The organism is Bacteroides luhongzhouii (assembly GCF_009193295.2).
GTDB classification, from domain to species: Bacteria; Bacteroidota; Bacteroidia; order Bacteroidales; family Bacteroidaceae; genus Bacteroides; species Bacteroides luhongzhouii.
The window spans coordinates 3,999,768-4,023,335 of record NZ_CP059973.1; the positions used below are offsets into that span (position 1 = coordinate 3,999,768).

At 44.0% G+C, this 23,568-nt stretch carries 16 protein-coding genes and 4 pseudogenes; 15 read left to right on the forward strand and 5 right to left on the reverse strand.

The features are described 5' to 3' along the window. Positions 1 to 10: 10 nt before the first annotated feature. Complete coding sequence (locus GD631_RS14835) at positions 11 to 1,312, forward strand: DUF7829 domain-containing protein (RefSeq protein WP_143260114.1); 1,302 nt, start codon at positions 11 to 13, stop codon at positions 1,310 to 1,312. 6 nt (positions 1,313 to 1,318) lie between these two features. Here the strand turns inward: GD631_RS14835 and GD631_RS14840 are convergent, their stop codons facing one another. The 5 genes from GD631_RS14840 to GD631_RS14860 form a co-directional block, all read right to left on the reverse strand. Continuing rightward, complete coding sequence (locus GD631_RS14840; RefSeq protein ID WP_143260115.1) at positions 1,319 to 2,218, reverse strand: SDR family NAD(P)-dependent oxidoreductase; 900 nt, start codon at positions 2,216 to 2,218, stop codon at positions 1,319 to 1,321. Positions 2,219 to 2,331: 113 nt separating this feature from the next. Next, positions 2,332 to 6,192 carry a family 78 glycoside hydrolase catalytic domain gene (locus GD631_RS14845; protein ID WP_143260116.1) on the reverse strand — a complete coding sequence of 1,287 codons (3,861 nt, stop codon included), beginning with the start codon at positions 6,190 to 6,192 and terminating at the stop codon, positions 2,332 to 2,334. A 126-nt stretch (positions 6,193 to 6,318) separates the two neighbouring features. Then, the gene (locus GD631_RS14850) at positions 6,319 to 7,785 is read right to left on the reverse strand and encodes a glycoside hydrolase family 140 protein (protein ID WP_143260117.1); all 1,467 of its coding nucleotides are present in this window, start codon (positions 7,783 to 7,785) and stop codon (positions 6,319 to 6,321) included. Between the two features lie 20 nt (positions 7,786 to 7,805). Beyond that, positions 7,806 to 9,008 (reverse strand): glycoside hydrolase family 88/105 protein, encoded by a 1,203-nt coding sequence (locus tag GD631_RS14855; RefSeq protein WP_143260118.1) that lies wholly within the window; start codon positions 9,006 to 9,008, stop codon positions 7,806 to 7,808. A gap of 13 nt (positions 9,009 to 9,021) precedes the next feature. Continuing rightward, the gene (locus GD631_RS14860; protein ID WP_143260119.1) at positions 9,022 to 11,490 is read right to left on the reverse strand and encodes a glycoside hydrolase family 95 protein; all 2,469 of its coding nucleotides are present in this window, start codon (positions 11,488 to 11,490) and stop codon (positions 9,022 to 9,024) included. Positions 11,491 to 11,665: 175 nt separating this feature from the next. On the opposite strand from GD631_RS14860, the gene GD631_RS14865 reads away from it, so the two are divergent. From GD631_RS14865 to GD631_RS22450, 14 genes and pseudogenes are all read left to right on the forward strand, one after another. Then, positions 11,666 to 12,457 (forward strand): head GIN domain-containing protein, encoded by a 792-nt coding sequence (locus GD631_RS14865; RefSeq protein WP_143260120.1) that lies wholly within the window; start codon positions 11,666 to 11,668, stop codon positions 12,455 to 12,457. A gap of 214 nt (positions 12,458 to 12,671) precedes the next feature. Further along, positions 12,672 to 13,403, forward strand: a complete 732-nt coding sequence (locus GD631_RS14870; RefSeq protein WP_143260121.1) for a nitroreductase family protein — start codon at positions 12,672 to 12,674, stop codon at positions 13,401 to 13,403. Positions 13,404 to 13,887: 484 nt separating this feature from the next. Beyond that, on the forward strand, positions 13,888 to 15,651 hold the full coding sequence (locus tag GD631_RS14875) for a helix-turn-helix domain-containing protein (protein WP_143260122.1): 1,764 nt from the start codon (positions 13,888 to 13,890) through the stop codon (positions 15,649 to 15,651). Positions 15,652 to 15,949: 298 nt separating this feature from the next. Continuing rightward, positions 15,950 to 16,966, forward strand: a complete 1,017-nt coding sequence (locus tag GD631_RS14880; RefSeq protein ID WP_143260123.1) for a sensor histidine kinase — start codon at positions 15,950 to 15,952, stop codon at positions 16,964 to 16,966. 11 nt (positions 16,967 to 16,977) lie between these two features. Continuing rightward, complete coding sequence (locus tag GD631_RS14885) at positions 16,978 to 17,730, forward strand: LytR/AlgR family response regulator transcription factor (protein WP_143260124.1); 753 nt, start codon at positions 16,978 to 16,980, stop codon at positions 17,728 to 17,730. Between the two features lie 152 nt (positions 17,731 to 17,882). Beyond that, the gene (locus tag GD631_RS14890; protein WP_143260125.1) at positions 17,883 to 18,986 is read left to right on the forward strand and encodes an efflux RND transporter periplasmic adaptor subunit; all 1,104 of its coding nucleotides are present in this window, start codon (positions 17,883 to 17,885) and stop codon (positions 18,984 to 18,986) included. Continuing rightward, the gene (locus GD631_RS14895; RefSeq protein ID WP_143260170.1) at positions 18,986 to 22,105 is read left to right on the forward strand and encodes an efflux RND transporter permease subunit; all 3,120 of its coding nucleotides are present in this window, start codon (positions 18,986 to 18,988) and stop codon (positions 22,103 to 22,105) included. The genes GD631_RS14890 and GD631_RS14895 overlap by 1 nt, the downstream gene beginning before the upstream one ends. Positions 22,106 to 22,128: 23 nt before the next feature. Continuing rightward, entirely contained in the window at positions 22,129 to 22,395 is a 267-nt protein-coding gene (locus GD631_RS22045; RefSeq protein WP_153260296.1) for a hypothetical protein, read from the forward strand. Then, positions 22,340 to 22,480: pseudogene (locus GD631_RS22200) on the forward strand (TolC family protein); the annotation flags it as partial. The gene GD631_RS22045 and the pseudogene GD631_RS22200, both read left to right, overlap by 56 nt. 76 nt (positions 22,481 to 22,556) lie before the next feature. Then, positions 22,557 to 22,685 (forward strand): annotated as a pseudogene (locus tag GD631_RS22050) (AraC family transcriptional regulator); the annotation flags it as partial. A gap of 1 nt (position 22,686) precedes the next feature. Then, positions 22,687 to 22,875 (forward strand): annotated as a pseudogene (locus GD631_RS14905) (aldo/keto reductase); the annotation flags it as partial. A 17-nt stretch (positions 22,876 to 22,892) separates the two neighbouring features. Further along, positions 22,893 to 23,057: a hypothetical protein gene (locus tag GD631_RS14910; protein ID WP_153260295.1), complete on the forward strand. Its 165-nt coding sequence runs from the start codon at positions 22,893 to 22,895 to the stop codon at positions 23,055 to 23,057. 87 nt (positions 23,058 to 23,144) lie between these two features. Continuing rightward, positions 23,145 to 23,326, forward strand: a pseudogene (locus GD631_RS14915) (sigma-54-dependent Fis family transcriptional regulator); the annotation flags it as partial. Beyond that, positions 23,301 to 23,402 carry a helix-turn-helix domain-containing protein gene (locus tag GD631_RS22450; RefSeq protein ID WP_370511922.1) on the forward strand — a complete coding sequence of 34 codons (102 nt, stop codon included), beginning with the start codon at positions 23,301 to 23,303 and terminating at the stop codon, positions 23,400 to 23,402. The pseudogene GD631_RS14915 and the gene GD631_RS22450, both read left to right, overlap by 26 nt. The last annotated feature ends 166 nt before the right edge of the window (positions 23,403 to 23,568 follow it).

Consider the following 23,568-nt stretch of genomic DNA (forward strand, 5'->3'; position numbering starts at 1 on the left):
AGTAACAAATATGATTATAATAGATATTATTATATCTGTTACAAAGATAGTGTTTCACCTTGATTTATTCAATAAAAATAGCAGAAAAAGTAGCCCAAATAGCTTTTTAGTTCTGTTCTTACAACACGGATATCAGATAACTCGTAAGGATAGAGAAACTATAAGAGACAAGTGTGAATATGTAGTATATAAAAAATTAGCCACTCTTTCAAGGCTATCTTTTACTTTATATGAACAAGGACGTCCTGATTTGATAGCGGAATTATTTAATTCTGTTGATTCTTTTATAAAGTCAATTTATACTATTGAGTCTTTGTTATCTTCGGTATATTTTGAATATAAAACCAATGTATGGCTTTGTATTGCTAATAACGCAATTACTAATTATAGAGATTATTGGATATTTTGTGAGGCTGCATTGAAAAAATGCGGAAAATGGGAGGAGTTACTATATCCACAGTTGGAAGTGCCTGATATTCGTATAAAAGGAAAAACAGTTAGTCTTTTAGAACAGGCTGATTCTATTTTTAAGAAATCGGAACTATCAGACACTTTTAGTTCTTTGGGTTATGCTATAAGAAAACAGCGTCCGGCATGGGGATGCAACGATATAGAAGGTAGAACAGCTGAAGAAAAGGTTTTGTCATTATGGAATACTCTTCCACATGATACTTTTTTGATGGCACTACTTTGTCTCAATTCTGGAGATTCACATATTATCCTTGAGCAATTAAAAGAATATGCAAGGACTGATGTTCTGGATATTTTATACAGCTCGGAGATACATCCCAAATTGCAAATAGGATTAGAAGCCGGAACAGTGGGTAATTTGGATTTTCTTTTTTCATTATGGGAATTAGGATATAGATATCATACCCACCAGGAGTGGCAGGTGCACGGAAATATAACAAGTACTAAACAAATGAAACTTTATTGTTTAGACAAGTTCTATGATATGAGTTTAGATATTGATTTGAAGGAGATAATGAATAGTATTGCTCTTAGAGCAATTTGTATGGTAGAAGCCATTAAAACCAATGATTTGTTCTGCACTGGTAATCCTAATTGGAAATCATATATAAATGGAGTACGTGGTGCAACTTTACAACATCCATTAAATCAATATTGGGGATATATTGATATGGCTTTCGATGCTTATCATTTTACAGATGGGCGGAGTATGAGGAGTTATCTTTCTCAAAAAGAACCCGGGATAAAATTAGAAAAGGGCTCTGAAAATATAGAAATAAATTCAGCTATTTACAAAGCTTTATCTGTTTTGTATCCAGAAGTATATAACATGAATTCGTAATGATATTTATGTTGCGTCCGAAGATATATAAATCATCTTTTTCGTCATTCCCCCATCAATAGTGATGTTTTCTCCATTGATGAAATTATTGTTTCCTTCGCAAAGAAATAAACACATGCGGGCAATATCTTCCGGTTTACCTACCCGGCGTGAAGGATGCTGTGAGTGGTCTTTCGGTTGGAGTTGATCATAATCATGAGTCTGTATCCATCCCGGAGCAATCGAGTTTACTGTGATATTCCATTCAGATAAAGACAAAGCCAATGCATGAGTCAAAGAATAGATACCACCTTTCGACGCTGCATAACCTTCACTTCCCGGTTCACTCATCAGATAACGTGTAGAGCAGATATTTATAATTCGGCCGTATGGGTTAGGAGAGGGCTGATTTTTACGATGGATGGCAAGCAGTCGGGAAGTGATGAATACAGGACGCAGGTTAATAGAAAGAATTTTGTCGAAATCCTCTACACTTGTTTCTGTGATAGAAGAAAATTTGCTGATACCGACGTTGTTGACAATAATATCAATATCGTTCCATTCGGCAAGAATGGTTTGCATACAACTTTCAAGCGCGTTTTTATCACTTACGTCGACTTTATGGAATATAGCCCCAGTTGCCTTCGCAGTCTCCTGTCCCGATGTTTCGTTTATATCACAAAAGGCAACTTGATTTCCAGCCAGGCAAAAAGCTTCTACTATTGCTTTGCCTATTCCTTCCGCTCCGCCTGTTATAAATACTCTTCTTTTTGAGTCCTTCAGTTTTGAAACCGTTGAAGTGTGAGACTTCGATTCAGCCGGACGTACTGTTGTTGGTTTCTTCTTACCATATTTTTGTGCTTGTTTCCAAGCAGCTTTTCGGGCTTCGTATTGTTCCTGTTGTCTTTCTATATAATTATCTGCCATCGTTATTTTTTATTTATTGGCAAATGTAAAGTATAAAATGGATAAATACAAGAATCGACCGCTCTTTTGCGGACAAAGGAGCGGTCGATTTCATTCAGATGATCGTTCAAAATTTAAAACTTCGTTGGATCTATCTCTGCATATTTAATTCGTTGACGGCGCCAAGTGTAAATGGCATGCAGCTTCCCGTCTTTCCCCTGAATAATGCTAGGGTAAGAGTACTGGCTGATCGGACTATCTTCTAATGTAAGAACAGGCTGCCAATTGATACCATCTTTTGAAACGGCCACACAGAGCGGAGTACGCGGACCTTTCGGAGTTCCGGGCAATGTAGAGAAATTATTGTAAATAAGGATATGTCTGCCGTCTTTCATAGTCACGGCATCCGTACCGGAATTATTATTCGGGACATCCAGCAGCGTAACTTTACTCCATGTATCGCCATTATCACTACTCCATGCGGTTGCTACCTGTGCATTACGTGTACGGCAGAGTATCTGTAATCTTCCGTCTTTATGCTTCAGAATACTGGGTTGTATTGCATAAACAGGTTTGGCTCCTTCTCCTTTGATCGCTTCTCCGCCTTCCTGATCATCTACATTCACACCTCCCTTTTTACGATTTTGGGTGGGGACAGATAACTCGGCATCCAGTGGTCCGACCATCTTCCAGGTCTTGCCTTTATCATCGGAAATCTCGAAATGGACACGCCATCCGTTACTTCCTTCCGTACTGGAAGGACAGATGATACGTCCATTGATATATTCCGGTTTATTCTTAATAGGTCCCAGAAAACCTTTCGGAAGCGCTTCGCGTTTGCTCCAAGTCTTTCCTCCGTCACGTGAACGGACAAGCCATCCTGTCCAGTCGCTTACTTTCAAACCTATTTTATAAAACAGAATCAGGTCACCTCCGGGAATCTGGAAAAGAACCGGGTTCCAGCAAGCTTTTCTGCGGGCAATAAGTGTTCCTTTTGCATCTTTCACCGGGGTACAGGTAGAATCGATTCCGGCCAATACTGCTTGTGAGTCTTTGAGTGAAAACACTCCGTCGGCAGCAAGTTTGGGGGCGGTCCATTCTTTTGAGCCTTTAGGCTTACGACATACCCAAATGCAACAATCTGGATTGCGTTCTTTGGTCCCTCCGAAGAAAGAAGCTACGAGGTCGCCATTTTTCAGTTCTACTATCGTAGCTCCATGACATTCGGGGAAAGAAGCGTTCTCGTACAGGAACTCATCAGTCAGAATAGCCGTATTCTGTGTGGGAATATCTACACTGAAATGATATTTTCCCGATCCGATTTTTTCTTTCCGTCCATCCGGAAGATGTACTTCCCCTGTCGTATTGGCGGGAAGTTCGATATCCCATTCCAAATGTGTGGGAGTCTTTGTCCATCGGCTGGTTATTTTTCCGTAGATACTCATGTACGATGCATCCACGTTACTCAACTCCTGAATTTCAAAAGCCGGTTGGAAGACGATATGTTTGTAACCGGACTTCCAGCGGTCGGCACGGATACCTGCCAGGTTATTGAAACACCACGGCAATAAATCACCTAAAAGCATCACGTGATTACCGCTATTCATTTCAGGATTTGCCGTATCACCGTTCCATAACTCCCAAATAGTGGTAGCACCTTTTTCAACCATATATCCCCAGGAAGGATATGTCTTATTGGTAGCCAATAAATAAGCTACATCAGCATGGCCGCGACGGCTCAATTCACGCAATAGCCATTGTACACCGATTACTCCGGTACTTATATGTCCCTTGTTGGTTGTAATAATGGAAGTTACGGCATTTTTAGCCACTTCATTGATGCAGTTCTTAGGCACCAGGCCAAAAGCAAGTGGCAAGATATTGGCAGTAACTGTGTTGTTACCATAGAAAATACTATCCGGATATAAGGTATGTCCCGGTACGGGAGAAGTGCCTTCCTTTACGTGAAGAAAACGGGCATTGAATGCATCTTTCATGCGATGTTCCAAATCTTCCCATTCTTCTGCATCAGCTTTCAGTCCTTGCAGGCTTGCAAAGCGGTGCATTAGTTGTAATACCTTTAGATAATAAGCGGTTGCGATCAAAGCTCCGTCAGTCTTGCGGGAAGGGTCCTTGCTATGAATTAACTCCAGTGATTCAGGTGGAACGCACCAGTCACCATATTTATCTTTGGTGATGATAAAATCTTCTGTCATGTAGTATTCACGGATATGTGATACCCACTTCTTGATAGCCGGATAATTCTCTTCGATCGGACGTTTATCTCCAAAGTTCGTGAAAAGCATGTCGCAGGCCATTGGTAAAGCGGCAGGCCAGGTCACATTGTCCGAGTAGTAGTTCCAGTATGCCGGGGCTACATCAGGAATACAGCCATCTTCCCGTTGTGCTTCGCGGATGTCACGCGCCCATTTGGTATACATGGCATAATTATTGAAAAGCATACTTTCTCCCCAACAACCCATGGTACGGTCACCCAACCATGGTTGGCGTTCATTCCGTTGCGGACAGTCAATCGGCATTCCTTTGTAGTTGCTTCGGATTCCCCAAAATGCGTTACGGACAATCTTATTCAGAGTTTCGTCGGAACAGTTGAAAGTACCGGTATGCTCCATTTCATCTTCTACTACTTCGGCAACGAAATCTTCTGCCTTCGCATTCGGATAACCGCTGACTTCTACATAACGGAACCCATGATAAATAAAACGAGGTGCCCAGGTAGCGTCTTTGGTTTCGCGTCCGCTGACAACGTATACATCTGTAGAACGGGCATCCCTGAAGTTTTTCGTATAAAGTTCGCCATTGTCTTGCAGACTTTCTGCAAAACGGAGACGGATACTGTCACCAGTCTGTCCTTTTATCCGGAAACGTACCCAGCCCGCCATATTCTGACCGATATCCAGGATGTATTTGTTACCGAGCTTTTTAATAGAAACGGGTTTCATGGTTTCTGTAACTTTCATGCCCGGCATCATTTGTGCACGCAATGTTCCCGAAGGAATACTGACACGTTGGGCAGGTATCCAGTTTTTGTCATCATATCCGAATTGAGTCCAGTCTCCTAACTCTTTACGGGCATCGTATTCTTCGCCATCATATTCATTATTGCTACGGATAGGGCCTTCAGTAGTCAATTTCCATGAAGTGTTTGTAGCAATTGTTTCTTTGCTGCCGTCTGCATATTCAACAATCAGATTCAACCGAAGTTTAGGATAACCGAAAGTCGGTATCTTATATGGTTTATAGTTCTGACGCATCGTATAGAAGCGACCATTTCCGAGAGTTACTCCAATAGCATTTTCTGTCTGAAGCAGTGAAGTAACATCGTATGTGTTGTACAGAATTGTTTTCCGGTAGTCGGTAGGAGCAGGTGCCAGTACTTGATTGCCGATGCGTTGCCCGTTGATAAACAACTCGTACAACCCCATTCCGGCGACATGTACTGTGGCACGTTTCACACCTTTCTTTACTGCAAACTCTTTACGAAGATAACGGGCTGCCAAACGGCTCCATTGTGTTTCGCTGTCTCCGGGAGCGGCCCTGTCCAAGCCGATCCATTGTCCTTGCCAGTCTGCTTCATTAAATAGTCCGGTGGTCCAAAAAGCCGGAGCACTCCAATTCGTTGCACCTTTGTTGGTGTCTATTTTCACTTTCCAATAGTAGGGGGCATTGAGCTTTAATGTTTTCCCCTGATAAGTGATCCATTGGGAAGCGTCAGATTCAATCTTTCCTGAATCCCAGATATCTCCTTTTCCTTGTTCCAATAGCTCTGGGGAAGATGCAACAAGAATGTGATACGCAGTTTGTATCACATTCTGTTCATCCGATTCGATGCGCCAACTCAATCGGGGGTGGCGCACGTCGATACCTGCCGGATTTTTCAACAGCTCCGTTCGCAGGTCAGTTATACCTATGGCTGCGTATAGTGAACCTGCAAAGAGCAGAAGAAAGAAAAATGATACTATTCTTTTATTCATAAGTATGTTTTCATCATTCGTATATATAATAAATTTAAGCACGGATTGCATGGATTAACGTTGTTGTACCTATCTGTCATTCAGAAAACTGTGAAATCCGTGTAATCCGTGCTTAATCATATAAGTTTATTTATTCCATTTTTGTTGTGCATTTGGTAATTCTGTCCAGTCTTTCTCCACATAGTTCTTACTGCTGTCCACTACAATCAGGATATGATCGTTTCCACTGCAATAACCACTGTCGTGCTGGAATTTGTGCACTCCGTTATCAAATTCTCCGATGTATTCCAGTTTACCATCTTTTGTGGTGTACCACCAGGCATTCTTTTTTGCGCCGCTAATCTTGCTGAAATCAACTTCCATCGGACGTCCGGTATAGTTGTATACCATCAGATAATCATTTCCACGTGTAGCGATAGCACGGTCATAACGTTCTCCATTTTGTCCTGCGATGATAGACTGATCGGGTATGCGTTCGAAGAACGGGAAAGTCAACATCAGGTTTTTCAGATACTTCATCTGATTGTAGCCCGGATCATTCAAAGCATCATACCAAGGCTTCTTTGCACCGTAAGCACCACCCACACCCGGTTTGATAAATTGCATGATTGAGTTATGACCGTAAGTATGTCCGAAAGCCCCGGCAAATACGGACCAGTAAGCATAACGACGTACGTCATAATCCTTCCACAACAGTTCGTTTTCATCGTGCAGTCCATGAGGTATTTCTTCATAGATCGGTTCACCGTCAATCACAGGCTTCATGGGTTTCATGGCCAGGCTGCGTTCTACAAAACGCCAGTTATCTTCTTCCGTATTTTCTTCGATAGGATAGTCACCATCTCCGAAACGTTGTCCGTAACGACGATGTCCGCTTTGGAACATGTTGAAATCCAACCAGGGAGCGTTATTGAACCAAGTCGCGGAAGTTGTTCTTCCACGTGGATGGAATGTCATCAGGTGATTTTTGTCGATAGCTTTGATAGAGGTTGCCAAAGCTTCCCATTCAGCAGTTTTTACGTCACCACGGATATCTCCACCGATAAACCAGATAATATTCGGTTCATCCTTATAACGCTCTGCCAAAAACTTGCCGTATGCTTTTGCCTGTTCTACAGTCATCTCGCCCCGGTTCACCGGGCTTCCCCAAATGCAGACCATGCCGATATATTGTCCCTTCTTTGCTGCTGTACGGATGATGTAATCCATGTGATCCCAATAACCGTATACGCCTTTCTGATTAATGTTTTTGAAGTTATATCCGTCGATCATCGAATATTGTCCGTAGATATTCATAGACGGAACATTATTCAACGTTTGAACCTGAATCACGTTATATCCGCGACGTTTGCATTGTTCCAGATAATATTCGGCTTCATCCCGGTTCAAGCGTTCGGGCAATAGCCAACCGGTTTCTCCTAACCAAAAGAAAGGAGCGCCGTTTTCGTGTTTCAGGTAACGTCCCTCTTCAGAAACTACGAGTTTGCCGTTGTCCCAGGGGATATACGTCTTTTGTGTTTTCTTCTGTGCTGCAGCCGGAGTTGCCATTGTCAATAGCAGCAACAAAAGAGGAAGAATCTTGAATTTTCTCATTGTATTTTATCGTTTTTAGTTTATTTCTTTGTCATTTTCTCGTATTCAATAGCAGCCAAGATGAATGAACCTACCGATTTCGGATCATTTTCTATGATCGGTTCGCTGATATAATATTCAAATGAGCCGTCACGATATCTTTTTGAATCTCCGCCCAATCCTGCAACAGCACAGCAATTGGTAATTGTATAGCTGCCATCCTCTTCCAAACGGGTAAATGTCTTTACCATTCCATCAAAGGCTTTTTGTGTCGGTTCAATATATTCGTTACCAATATATCCTTTATTGATAGCTTTGGCAAGCGTATAGATAAACAGGGCAGTGGCAGATGATTCCAAATAATTACCTTCACGTGCTCCCTGATCGGTTACCTGATACCAGGTTCCGGATGGAGGATCTTGATATTTCACAATCGCTTTTGCCAATCCCTGCAGAATCTGTATAATGCTGTCTCGTCCGGCAGTTTCCTGTGGCAGAAAGTCCAGTACATCTACAATAGCTGCTCCATACCATCCGATGCTGCGACTCCAAAAATTAGGAGAGCAACCCGTTTCAGGATTTGACCATTTCTGTTCGCGACTTTCATCCCATCCGTGATAATAAAGCCCTGTTGCAGGATCATAAGTCTTGCTATTTATCAAAAGAATCTGTTTTGTTGCTTCGTCAAATAAAGCGGGTTCATTAAAAGTAGCCCCATATTGAACCAGATAAGGAGAAGCCATAAAGATTCCGTCCAGCCACATTTGATGAGGATATCTTAGTTTATGCCAAAATCCCCCCTCACTGGTACGGGGTTGCTCTGCCATTTGCTTGCGTAAAGTATCCATGGCTATTTTGTAGCGTTCATCTCCGGTCTGTGCGTAAAGATCGAAAAGAATCTTCCCGCCGTTGACATTATCAATATTGAATGAAAGATATTTCATGGTTTTGATATGTCCGTCAGTATCGATCAGACTATCTGCATAAATCTTGGCATACTCATAATATGCGCTGTCCCCGGTATGTTTCCATTCTTCCAACATGGATTTCACTACTAGTCCGTGGGTATATCCCCAACGCGGTTTTTTAGCTTTTTCAATCATCCAGGGTTCGGGGAAACGTTTCATTTCGGAGCGTGCCATGCGTTCACTCCATTTTTCCGTTTCTGTTTTTTGAGGTGCTGCGCAAGCTAGGAAACAAGCAGTTCCACAGGCGACAATCAGTTTTAATAAGTTTTTGTTCATATCGGTCGAGTTATTATTTTCCAATCAATACATATTCTTTTCCAGCTTTGGTAGGCAGATCATAGAGGTAAGTCTCTGCAATTTCCACTTTGTTCAAATTTGCCTTTTCGTTAATCAATGGCTCCGGAATGGTGGGGACTGCATAAAGAGGATTCGGATTTTCGCCTTTGGCACGCTTCAAAGCCTTACCTGTCAATGGATTGAGTGAACGTAAACGACAATTTCCTCCCTTATGAGATTTGATAACCAGCCGGCTGACTTTCCCGTTTTTCCAACTCAAATCAAGTTCGAAACCTCCACGGGCAATAATTCCTTTGATAGAACCTTCTTTCCAAACGGTAGGCAGTGCGGGAAGTAAATAAATAAAACCATCGTAACTTTGCATCAACATCTCTGCAATGCCCGCGGCACAACCAAAGTTTCCATCAATTTGAAATGGTGGGTGCGCATCAAACAGGTTAGGGTAGGTACCTCCTTTTTTCTTTTCATTGCGTACGAGAGTCAGCTGGTCAGTTATCAGCTTGTAAGCGTGGTTGCCATCAAGCAGGCGTGCCCAAAGACAGACTTTCCATCCCATGCTCCATCCGGTCGACGGGTCGCCACGATGAATTAGAGAAGTACGTGCTGCGTCGAATAGTTCAGGAGTACGGTAAGGGGAAATCTGATTGCTGGGGAAGAGTCCGTACAAATGAGAAATGTGGCGGTGCACGTCCTTCGGATCATCCCAGTCGAACATCCACTCTTGTAATTGCCCCCAATGTCCTACCTGCATGGGAGCCATTTCTTTGAGACGTTGCGTCAGATGAGAGGCAAACTCCTGATCTGTATCCAGTATTTGAGAAGCAGATATAATTGCTGTCCAAAGATCGAAAATCAATTGGTTGTCCATGGTGCATCCGGCAGCTGTGGTGGCTTTTCCATTACTTCCCGAATGTACATTTTCCGGTGAATTACTGGGGCAGACCACCAGCCAGTTGTGTACGGGCTCTTTCACCATAATTTCATCAAAGAAACGTCCGGACTCTTTCAGTATCGGATAGACGGAACGCAGAAATTCCACATCCCCGGTGTATAGATAACGCTCCCAAAGATGCCGGCAAAGCCATGCGCCACCACTGGGCCACATACCCGAAGGAGCTTTGTCAACTGCTCCTGTGATACGCCATATATCCGTATTATGATGTAACACCCATCCGTTGGCTCCATACATAATCTTAGCAGTCTCTTTACCTGTGTCACTCACTTCTTTTATCAGACGGAATAACGGTTCATTCAGTTCACTTAGATTCGTTACTTCCGAAGGCCAGTAATTCATTTCCAAATTGATGTTACAAGTATATTTGCTATCCCAGGAAGGGAATAATTTGTCATTCCAAATTCCTTGTAAATTGGCGGGTTGTCCTCCCGGTTGGGAAGAACAGATCAACAGATAACGTCCGAATTGAAAATAGGTGGCAACCAGGTGTGCGTCATTGGTGTTTCTGAAATTCTCCACACGTTTATCGGTAGTTACATTCGCATATTGATCCTCTCCCAAATCAAGAGAAACACGTGTCAGGTATTGTCGGTAGAAGTTAACATGATTCTTCTTCGATTCAATGAACGGATGAACCATTGCTTTTTCCAAATAGTTCTTTGCCCGCTCTGTCTGATTACCTGTGATGTCTTGATAATTGTTGAAATTAGTTGCAATGGATACATAGATAATCGCTTCGTCGGCTTTCTCTACAGAAAGTATTCCATCGGTACAAGCTATTTTCCCACCTTTATTTTTAGCAGTCAATCTGCCTTGAAATTCTACTTTCCCTTTCAATCCTTCATGCAAGGAAGAGACTCCCGAGAGTGTCACACAATTTTCCTCCTCAGAAGCGATCATAACATCCTGGTGAGGGGAAGTAAGCTGTGCATTGAAAGTAATTTGTCCGGGACGATTGGCGGTCAGTCGTACCATTACTACCTGATCGGTAAATGAAGTGATCGTTTCGCGTTGATACTGCACTCCGTCTACTTCATAACGTACGATTGCACGTGCGGAATCCAGACTTAATTCCCGATAATAGTTGGAATAACGTGTATGGCCGGGAAAAGCAATTCGCAGGTCACCAAAACTCTGATATGGCATTCCTGAATTAGTCTTTGCCATAATCTTTTCTGTGGCCAGTGTCTGTGCTTCAAGGTATTTTCCGGCAAAGACCAGCTCACGCACTTTCGGAATATATTCCAGTGCATCCGGATTGGCGTTATTATTGGGACGTCCCGCCCAAATGCTTTCTTCGTTCAGTTGTATTTGTTCTGTGCCTGGTGTTCCATATACCATGGCCCCCAAACGACCATTCCCAAGGGGTAATGCTTCGGTCCATACCTGTGCGGGACAGTCATACCATAGCTTGTATTCGGGTACAGAAGACTTCTGTTCCTGTGCCTGAATACAACCAACAGACATCGTGACGAACAGATATCCGATTAATCTCTTTTTATTCATTTCCTTCCAATTGCTTTTATACTTTTATAAAAAGACGATTGAAAGGGAATTTTGTACCCACTATGCGCGTAGTAAGAAGCAGGAATAATCAGAAGTTATTTATTCAATCTTTAGTTGCCATATTTTGAAATATACTTCCTATATTTGTCATTAGAATATTTAATAAAAAGAAATTATGAAAAGTTTTAATGTTACATCCATGTTTGTGATGCTGATGTTCTTGTGTATTACAGGCATACAGGCGCAGAGCGTTACTCCCAGTAAGAAGTATATCACGAAAGATTTGAATAACGTAGGTAATTTCAGTTCAATCAGGGTTTTAGGTAGTCCCGACGTTGAATATCGTCAGAGCAGTGGTTCTAAAACAACAGTTTCTATATATGGTTCAGATAATCTGGTCGACCTGTTGGAAGTGTCTGCTGTAAACGGAGTGTTACAGGTGAATATAAAGAAAGGCGTTAAGATTCTTAGCGGAGAACGCCGTTTGAAAGTGATTGCATCATCTCCTTCATTGAAGGAAGTAGATATTAAAGGTTCGGCAGATGTATATCTGAAAGGTACGATTAAAGGTTCGGATTTAAATCTGAATATAACAGGTTCCGGCGATATTGAAGCCGAGAATTTGCAATATACAAACCTTTCTACTTTTGTAAAGGGTAGTGGGGATATTGATGTGAAGAATGTGAAAGCCACTACTGTAAGGACGATAATTAGCGGTTCCGGTGATGTGAATTTGAAAGGCTCGGCTCAATGGGCTACGCTGACAGTAAATGGGTCCGGTGATATCAGTGCCGACAAGCTGACGGCTACTAATGTCGTTGCTACTGTTTCAGGCTCCGGCGATATCTCTTGTTATGCTTCTAAACAGTTGGATGCAAAAGTTAGTGGTAGTGGAGATATTGAGTACAAAGGAAGTCCCTCTGTTGTAAATAAACAAGGCAAGAAAGACTCAATATCCGGAAAGTAAGAAATTGATTCCCATCATAGAAAGCGGGCAAATATGCAATATATTCATATTTGCCCGCTTTTGTCATAAACAGGTGTGAGGTATGAGAGAATATATTATGTTAAAATACTGTAGATTGAAATACAATTAACAGGCAAATCTGTTCTAATCAATATGGAACAAGACCTATTGTCATTGCACAAATAAAATATTATTCAATTAAATCAAGCAATATATGAATTTAGACGAAGTTTTAAATTATCGTCGCTCCGTACGAGTGTATGATAAAGAAAAGCAAATAGACGCAGAGAAAGTGAAACATTGTTTGGAGTTGGCAACACTGGCTCCCAATAGTTCTGACATGCAGCTGTGGGAATTTTATCATATCACGCAGCCCGAATTATTGGCAAAGGTTTCAAGAACCTGTCTCGATCAGAAAGCTACCTCTACCGCCTCGCAGATCGTGGTTTTCGTTACGCGTCGTGACTTGTATTGGAAACGTGCAAAATTCGTTCTTGATTTTGAAAGAGGAAATATCCAGCGGAATAGCCCCAAAGAACGACAGGAGAAACGTATCAAGGACAGAGAACTCTATTATGGAATATTAATGCCATTTGTCTATGCCCGTTTCTTGGGACTTTTAGGACTATTCAGATTGCTTTTAGCTAATATTATCAGTATTTTCCGTCCTATGATGCTTGAAGTTTCCGAGAGTGATGTACGTGTAGTCGTTCATAAATCCTGTGCGCTTGCTGCACAGACATTTATGATTGCTATGGCGAATGAAGGTTACGATACCTGTCCATTGGAAGGGTTGGATAGCCGGCGGCTTAAAAGACTGCTAAAATTACCCCATGGTGCTGAAATAAATATGGTCGTCTCGTGTGGAATACGGAACGGGAACAAAGGAATTTGGGGTGAACGATGCAGAGTACCTTTTAAAGAGGTATATCATAAGCTTTCTTGATGCTATTCTCCCGTTGAAGAAAAAAAACATCAAAATGGAAGAAAAGCAGGCGACTGAAGCCTCTATTATGAATCCAAAAGATACCGTCTTATGATGAGGTATTCCTGTAAATCATGATCTGACTGTATTTATCTGAAGTCTATTATTTTCAAATTATATACGCGGTTTTATAATTCTACTTAATTTCATTATTTTAATGATTCAGTGGAACTATATTATCGTATGATTGTATTATTGGTGATAAAATATTTTACAAATACCGTATTCTTCCAAATGAAATGATAACTTTATAAATCTCCCCTTAATATTTCGGTAACAAACGATATCGTTACCACTTTTGATAGAAAACACCCATTGTTTTTGTTAGAATCCACCTCATGTGTGGACATTGAAAAGTTTATACTTGTGCCGGATTTAGACACGTTAAAAGGTCATCAAACGTGTTTTGCTGAAAATGTAAGTATTAATCAAATCCTATATAAGTATGAATGATTGTTACCTGAGTTTATTATTAAACTTTCGCGCTTTACTTTCTATAGATAGTGGAGCCAATTTAGTAAACAGTAAACAAGCTATTGGCGTAATTTTGCCTGATTTATCATTGCTTGGTTATGCAGTTCCTGTAGAGAGTTTCGGCATTGGGCTATTTATTATTTTGTTTGTGTATCTTGCGGTAGAGTATAATGTTCAGTTGTTGTCACATGAAAAACTTAAGATAGCCATGAACATGCTCCATACTACGCATACCCCATTGATACTGTTACGAAATCAATTGGAAGAACTTAAAACCGGTAATCTTCCCGAAGCGCTTTCCCAACAAGTAGAAGAGGCATTGGGGTATACCGAATGCATCATATATTGCAATCAGAATATTGTAACCCTCAATAAGGTAAACAAAAAAATACTTCCTAAGACATCAACGGCAAATTTGGAACTCTCTTCTTATATTACTTCTATTGTCAATCAATGTCGACCTTATGCTGATTCGCGCCGGATACAACTGACTGTCAGTGAATGTTCGGATTGCGTCAGTTGCAGGATCAATGAGAACATAATGACGGCAGCGCTTCAACATCTTATAAGCAAACTAATTTTGGTTTCCGATTTAGGCTGTTGCATATCAATCAATATAACACATACAATAGATTCCTGGCAGTTGCAGATTACTAATTGTGAGATAGCAGACAAAAGAGTAGGGAAAATGTTTCCTTTTATTCCGGTCATATTTCCCATATATGGGTATAGTGATTTGTGGACTGTAAGAAAAATCATTCGCCTGCATGGTGGAAAAATAAACGGATATAGACATGGCAAATCATTTGCTTTCCAAATTGTCATTCCAACAGATTGTCATTGCCGGAATCAGGAATGTTCGGCTATCAAACATTCTTCAACAAATACGAAGAATAAGGCTAAAAAATCTTCTGAAAGTGATAAAGATGGTATCCCGAATACTAAAACAAAAGATACATCCCATATCTTATTGGTAATGGCGGACGGGGCATTCAGGAATTATTTAAGGAAAGCCTTATCGCGGTATTTTCAGATTTCAGTTTTGAAAGATCCTGATTTGCTGAAGGATACAGTAGTCCGCCAAAATCCTGATGCTATCATTATTGACGATAATGTAAACGGAACAAATGGAGATGCACTCTGTTTCCGGATCAAAACAGATAAAATGATAGGGTATATACCGGTTGTCCTTTTGATAAGGGCCTTTGATAATGAAAGTTATCTGTCTCATTTAGGAAGTGGGGCGGATCGTTTGGAATTACGAACAGAAAGCATTTGCAGGCTAAGGGCGAACATACGTATGCTTGTAGAAAACCGCATGGTCTTGCGTGAACGGGTCAAATTGTTTTTGTCGGATGCTGTTTTTCCGATGGTCCCTACCAAAGAAGAAATGGAAACAGAAAATACGGATCAGATATTTATGGATAAAGTCAATAAAATTCTGGAAAAGAACATTTCTACTGATAAATATACAATAGATAAATTAAGTATTGATATAGGAATGAGCCGTACTGCTTTTTATAGCAGGATACGAGAGATTACCGGGAATCCTCCGGAAAATTATATCTATTCGTTCAAAATGGACAAGGCGCTTAAACTGCTGGCCTCCCAGCAGTACAACGTTTCGGAAATAGCAGGAATGCTGGGATATTGTGATGCTAAATATTTTGGAAAGAAGTTCAAAGACTTCTATCATGTATGTCCTACGGATTACATTAAAAGTATTATAGGGTAAAAGAATATATAGTACATATTTTCAGTTTAAAGATATAAACTAAAATATGTACTATTGTATTACTTAAGCAATATATCCAACATACCTTTCAGTGGAGCCAAAATGTCCGACTTGTCTGCGACCAGTCCACACAAGCAGGAGGAACTGCATCAGCGGATGAACGCTCGATACGGAAGCTGGGGATAGTAATAAACTATGTGACATTTTATTTCCTGTTAGGTCTTGCCTTTTTCGTTTTAACACCTAAAAAAGATTTGCTAATGAATAAATGTAGTATTTTTGTGGAAAATATCAAACTATGAATGTATTGGATTCTTATATACCACGAAAACTGCCGATTGTCGCTTTAATCTGCACGTTGTTCGTCACATACCCTAACGTGGTGTGGATTCCGTGGAATCTGGCACGGTTGAATGTTGGCGAAGAACCCGGCTTTTGGGCGTTCTTCGCTTTCCGCATGATTTATTTCTACGGCTTGTTCTATTTCCAGTTAAGATATAATGTGTGCAGGATAGGCAATATGTCGTTCACGGCACGTTTCGGGCGGAACTTTCTTTATACACTAGTTGGATGTGCCGCATTCGTCGGGTTGTCATACGGCTTGCCGTTGCTGGGCGTTCAGACCGGATATGTGGGCAACATACTTTTGTTCCAATTTTTTGTGGTGTGTCTGCTTTGCACTTTTATCGGGTACATTTCGGTACTGTATGACAGCCAGAGAGAAAAAGAGCAGGAGATAGAGCGACTCCGTATCGAGAATCTGCAAAGCCGCTGCGATGCCCTTGCCAACCAGATCAATCCGCATTTCTTTTTCAATTCGCTCAACGGAATATCTTCGTTAATCAGAAGAGAAAATGATGATAATACATTGCTTTATGTAACGAGGTTATCAGACATTTTCCGTTATATTCTGCAAAGCGACAAAAAAGGGATTGTGTCATTAGGTGAAGAACTGACATTCATCCGCTCTTTCATGCACGTGATGGAAGTGAGGTTTGAAGGCAAACTGACCTGTTCGATCGAAGTATCCGAAAAAGACCACGGACTGATGCTGCCTGTACTCTCGCTGCTGCCTCTTTTGGAAAACGTGACCGTACATAATCAGATAGACAGCGACCACCGGATGAATATCACCATCCGGATGAACGGTGACGAACTGGAAATATCCAATCCGGTATATCCCAAACTCGCCCCGCCCGACACGAACGGTATCGGTTTGCAGAACCTGCGTAACCGTTTCGGAATGATGATGAAGAGAGAAATCCGAGTGGAAACCGACGGTGACACATTTAATGTATATCTCCCGTTAAGGTAATAAAAGAAACCATGAGAGTATTGATAGTAGAAGATGAAACGGCGGCTTACAAGAATATGGTAAACGCCTTGCAGACAATAGATCCTACGATTGAGATTGCCGGTAATACGGAGAGCGTGAGCCGGACGGTGGAATGGCTGCAAAACAATCCGCAACCGGATTTGATATTCATGGACATACAATTGTCCGACGGTTCGGCTTTCATGCTTTTCGACCGCATGAAGATCGAGACACCGATTGTCTTTACCACGGCATACGACCAGTATGCCATAGATGCTTTTCGGGTAAACAGTATCGATTACCTGCTGAAACCCATCAAACCCGACGAACTGCAAAGAGCGTTGGACAAGTTTCGCCGCTGGATGCCCGCCGATATGGGCAGCTATCTTTCCCGTCTGATGGTGTTGGCTCCCAAGCCGGTGTACAAAGATAAAATATTGATTCCCCTACGGGATAAACTTTTGCCGGTAGCATTGGACGATGTGGCCTGTTTCTACACGACCAACAAGCAGACGCTTGTCTGCCTGAAAAACGGTGTGCAGTATGCGTATGTCAAGACGCTGGAACAAATCATGACGATGCTCGACCCCTCCCGTTTTACCCGGGCGAACAAGCAGTATATCATCGCACGGGACAGCGTGAAGGAGATCACTGTATGGTTTGACAGCCGCCTATTGGTAAAACTGAATGTAGAAACTCCCGAACCCATCTATATCAGCAAGAATCGGGCGCCAGAGTTCAAAGCATGGGTTGTACAAGAGTAATAAGTTTCCTTATCCTAATTATGACAGCTTCTCTCGGGGAGCTGTTTTTCGTTTTCATACAGCACTTTTCCGCGTTAATGCCGCTTTCTATATAATGTATATCACACCGCTATAACTTTGCATTCAAATAATTGATTACAAAGTTTATAGCAATGAAGAATCATAACTATTTCAGATTTGTCGGAGCGGTCGTACTCCTCTTGATTCTCTCCTCATGCGAGGAGGGGAAAGAGGGAAATACGGCTCCCAAGTATTACCCGACGGAGGTTCTCGCTCTCGTCAGCAGGACGGGACAAGTGCAGTATCCGGCAATCCTCAAAGGTCGCCAGAGTGTGGAGATTCGCCCGCAATGCAGCGGACTTATCACACGGATTTGCATAGAAGAAGGGGCTTGTGTAAAGAAAGGACAAGTCTTGTTCGTCATTGACCAGACTCCCTATCTTGCTGCCTTGAAAACCGCTTCCGCCAATGTGTCGCAAGCCGAGGCACGGCTGGCGACCGCACGGCTGACGCTCGACAGCAAGGAAGCGTTGTTCAAAAAAAATATCATTTCCGAGTATGAATGGCAGACAGCCCGCAATGACCTGAAAGCAGCCAAGGCAACACTTGAACAGATGCAGGCACAGTGCGAAAACGCCCGGATAGAATTATCCTACACCGAGGTGAAAAGTCCGGTGGACGGCGTGGCAGGCATGATTCCCTACCGGGTGGGCGCATTGGTGGACAGGAACATCACCGAGCCGTTGGTGTGCGTATCGGACACGGAAGAGATGTTCGCCTATTTTTCCGTTTCGGAGAGCGATGAATTGGCGAGGAGCGCAAGGCTTGGGACGCAGGAAATCGCTTTCCGTTCTGTCAATAGAGCGACCCCCGTGGCGAACGGAGTCATCGATGCCGTCAGCGGTACGGTGGACGCTCGGACGGGAACCATCAATGTTCGGGCAAGAATCTCCAACCGCGATAAAATATTGTATGACGGCAGCACAGGTACGGTGCTCGTTTCATCGGAAAAAACAGACTGCATCGTCATTCCTCAGACAGCCGCTTACGAGATTCAAAACCGCACATTCGTCTATAAGGTCGTGGACGGGCGTGCCGTCTCTGCGTCCGTCGAAGTGGAGGACATCGGCAACGGCAGGGAATACATCGTCCTGTCCGGTCTGAAAGCCGGCGACAAAATCGTGACTGAAGGCGCGGGACTGTTGCGCGAAGGAACGGAAATAACTGAAAGTATAACCGCCAAAAACGCTTTATGATGAACTTGCAGGCCTTTATCAACCGTCCGATATTGTCCGGCGTATTGTCGGTGTTCGTCGTACTCCTTGGCGTCATCGGATTAGTGCAACTACCCGTCGAGCAATTTCCGGAAATAGCACCGCCCACGGTCAGGGTGAGCGCTACCTACACGGGCGCCAATGCCGAGACCTTGCAGAAAGCCGTCGTCGCCCCGTTGGAAGAAGCCATCAACGGCGTGGAGAACATCAACTACATGACCTCCTCAGCCACCAACAACGGCACGGCCACCATCAACGTCTATTTCCGTCAGGATACAGACCCCGACATGGCGGCGGTGAACGTGCAGAACCGTATCGCCTCGGCACAGGGCGTACTGCCTGCGGAGGTAATCCGTTCCGGCATCACCGTGCGCAAAAGCCAGAACAGCACGGCTAAGATTGTGGCATTGTACAGCCCGGACAACAGCTTTGACCAGAAATTCTTGTACAACTACTTCAAGATAAACATTGAACCGCGACTGGCGCGTATTCCCGGTGTGGGCGACATTACGGTGTTCGGCTCCGACTACTCGCTACGCATCTGGATGGATGCGGAAAAGATGACTTCTTACGGTCTTGTCCCTGCCGACATCACCGCCGTATTGGACGAGCAGAATGTGGAGGCTCCCACCGGGACATTAGGAGCGGATATGGACAACACCTTCCAATATGTACTGAAATACCGGGGACGCTATGAAGACGAGGAGGATTTCGGTAATCTCGTTATCAAGTCGTTGTCCGACGGAAGTGTCCTGCGTCTGAAAGACGTGGCGGAAGTGGAACTCGGTGCATTGAACTATGCCACGAAGAACGAGTTGATCGGACATCCGGGCACGAATTGCATGATAGCGCAGGCACCCGGCTCGAACGCTAATGAAATCGTCGAGGCGATAGACGAAGTGATACGGGATGCCGCCGCCGAACTGCCCAAAGGAATGGAACTGGTCGATCTGATGAGCATCAAGAGTTTTTTGGACGCTTCCGTACACAACGTGATAGAAACCTTAATGGAAGCCATCCTGCTGGTTATTTTCATCGTGTGGCTCTTCCTGCGCAACTTGCGTTCCACGGTGATTCCCGCCGTGGCTATCGTTGTATCATTGATTGGAACATTTGCTTTCCTCTATTTTGCAGGAATGTCCGTCAATATGCTGACGCTATTCGCATTGGTACTCGTTATCGGTACGGTGGTGGACGATGCGATTGTCGTGGTCGAGGCCGTGCAGTCCCGCTTCGACAGTGGTTGCCGTTCTCCACGTCAGGCAACGGTGGAAGCCATGCAGGGCATCAGTCGCCCGTTGGTTACCACTTCATTGGTGTTCATGGCCGTATTTATCCCGGTCTGCTTCATTGGCGGTGCGACGGGCAAGTTCTACACGCAATTCGGTCTGACAATGGCGGTTGCCGTCTTGATTTCCACATTCAACGCACTCACATTCAGTCCGGCACTATGCGTACTGCTGATGAAACCGACCTCCGTCATGAAAAAAACGTCTCGTTTCGTAGCCGCTTACGATGCAGCTTTTCAGGGAATGACGCGCAAATACAAAAGCTCCGTGGTGTTCCTGCTCCGCCGCAAATGGTTTTCCGCCACGCTGCTGGCTGCCACCTGCGGCTTCTTCTATCTGCTGAATGTGACAAAGACGGGACTTGTGCCCGATGAGGATACGGGAACGATTGTGGTCGATGTGCAGGCAGCTCCCGGAACAAGCCTTGCCCAGACGGAACGCATCCTCAAGAACATCGAAGACCGGATAAAGGATACCCCGCAATTCCAAATTTATTCCAAGTCAATAGGGATGGGAATGCTTGCCGGGCAGGGACCTTCCAATGGCACATTCATCATCCGCTTGAAGCCGTGGGACCAGCGGACAGGTCGTCATGACGACAACCGTTCCGTTATCGACAACCTGTATCGCCGTCTGGCTGACATCACCGATGCACGTATCATGATCTTCGCCCAGCCCATCATTGCCGGCTATGGTGTGACCAACGGTTTCGAGGTGCATGTGCAAGACAGACGCGGAAGTTCGGTAGAAGAACTGCAACGTCACGCACAGGCATTTATTGCGGCACTGAACGAACGACCAGAAATCGCACGGGCGCAGACCTCTTTCGACAGCCGCTATCCGCAATATCGGGTGGAGGTGGATGCTGCCGTGTGCAAGCGGGCGGGCGTGTCGCCTTCGGAGGTGCTCAACGCTCTGTCCGGCTATATCGGAGGCGTCTATTCCTCGAACATCAACCGCTTTTCTAAACTCTACCGGGTGATGATGCAGGCATCGCCGGAGTATCGGGCGGATGTCCGTTCGCTCGACGGGCTGTTCGTGCGCACCGCATCGGGCGAGATGTCGCCCATCAGCCGCTATGTCACCCTGACCCGTGTCTACGGTTCGGAATCCTTGTCGCGTTTCAACCTCTTTCCGTCCATCGCGGTCAATGGCGCACCCGCTGCCGGATACAGCTCCGGGCAGGCTCTGAATGCCATCCGTGAAGTCGCCGCGCAGACGCTTCCGGCGGGATACGGCTACGAGTTCGGGGCGATGTCACGCGAAGAGGCTTCGGCGGGCAACACATCGGTTTGGGTATTCGGCATCTGCATCGTATTCATATACCTGATTTTGTGCGCCCTCTATGAGAGCCTGCTCATACCGCTTGTCGTCATTCTCGCCATTCCTTTTGGACTGTTCGGCAGCTTCCTTTTCGCCAAACTGTTCGGCATCGAGAACAACATTTATATGCAGACCGGTATCATTATGCTCATCGGTCTGCTTGCCAAAACCGCCATACTCCAGACGGAATACGCTTCGGAATGCCGCAGCAGAGGCATGAGCATCACGGCATCGGCTGTCGCCGCAGCGGTTGCCCGGCTTCGTCCCATTCTGATGACCTCGCTGACCATGATATTCGGACTGCTTCCGATGATATTCTCCACCGGAGTAGGCTGCAACGGTTCGCGCTCGCTGGCAGTGGGTACGATAGGCGGTATGCTGGTGGGTACGGTGTCTTTGCTGCTCTTCGTGCCGCTTCTGTTCATCGTGTTCCGACACGTGGAGGAAAAAATGATACCGGGAAATAAAGTTCAAAAACACATACAATAATCATTATTAAAATTCTTACGAAGATGAAAAAGTTGATATTTATTTTGGCAGCCATATTCGGGCTGAGCCTTACTGTCAGTGCTTGCAGTACCCATGATAGCAGAATAGAGGAACCTGAAACGGAACGACCGGATGAACCGTCCGATTCAGATACGGATTCCGGAATTGTGGGGAAGACTCTTATCGTGTATTATAGCTTTACCAACAATTCCCACGTTATTGCCACAGAACTCCAAAAATTCTTCTACAACCTATCTGGAGGTGCTGACGGCACAACAAGCATTACTTGATGCCCAACAGAAACTGACACAATACCGCTTCGACAATATACAAGGCTTTGTCAACTTGTATTATGCGTTGGGAGGTGGAAAATAATTTTTCAATAAATGAGCCTATCAACAAAACGCGAGTACATGTAAATCCTTATCTTTGCAAAAAAATAGAGATTGATATGGAACGACTGAATGTATTTGACTGCTCGAACGTCCTGATAGCGAGTTTTTTCACTGATGACCGGAGCTGCGCTCACGAAAATCGGGAGCATACGCTTATCTATCATGCGGCGGGACAACCGGATGTGGTTGCAGAAAGCCTCGTGGATCGTGCCGATTCCCGGAACGACGAAACTGTCGCATTTGGATGAGAACCTACGCACGCTCGATTTTACCGTTTCACCCGAAGAGTGGCGCAAACTCGAAACGGCTGTCGCCGCCATTCCCGTCGTGGGCGATCGCTACAATGCCGAACAGCAGCGGCAGGTGGGACGCTAATGCAATGATATATGCATATGAAAAAGATATTCATTCTTCTGATGCAGCTTGTTCCTACGATGACTTTTGCGGGATGCAGTGACGTGAATGATACGATTGCCATCTTCTACGCGAAAGCCGATGATCCGAGCATGGGTATTTTGACGATGCGTATTATCCCTATTAGGACATTAACCACTTAAGAATGAAGAAATAATAATGATAATACCCTTATTTATCGGTGGTTTGGGCACATTGGACGAAGCCGTATGTCCGTGTTCTCGCGTGACGGCTCGGCGTTCTTAAACGAAGTGGGCAATCTCGCTATGGAACCCCAGCAGATATTACTCTACGCCATACAGGAGCGGAGATTACCACCCCGCCTCTGCGTGACTGTCAGGAGGACATCATGCCTTTGGCTGAGTTCTTCCGTGAAATAGCCAACAATGAACTGGAGTACAGTGTGGCAGGCGAACGGAAACCGAAAGGTCACTGCCGAACTGCTCGGAACAGGACGTACGACGCTGTATAGCAAATTGGAAGAGTAAGCAACCGCGAAGGAAAGACAGAGAACTGAACATGCAATAATCTCTTATTATATGAAACATAAAAAAGTACGGTTCTCTATAAGTAACAAACAGTACTTTTCTTTATGACTCTATATGTCCGTTTTCAATTAGTATTTTTCACCAAAAGTATCTTCGGTTAAATCAT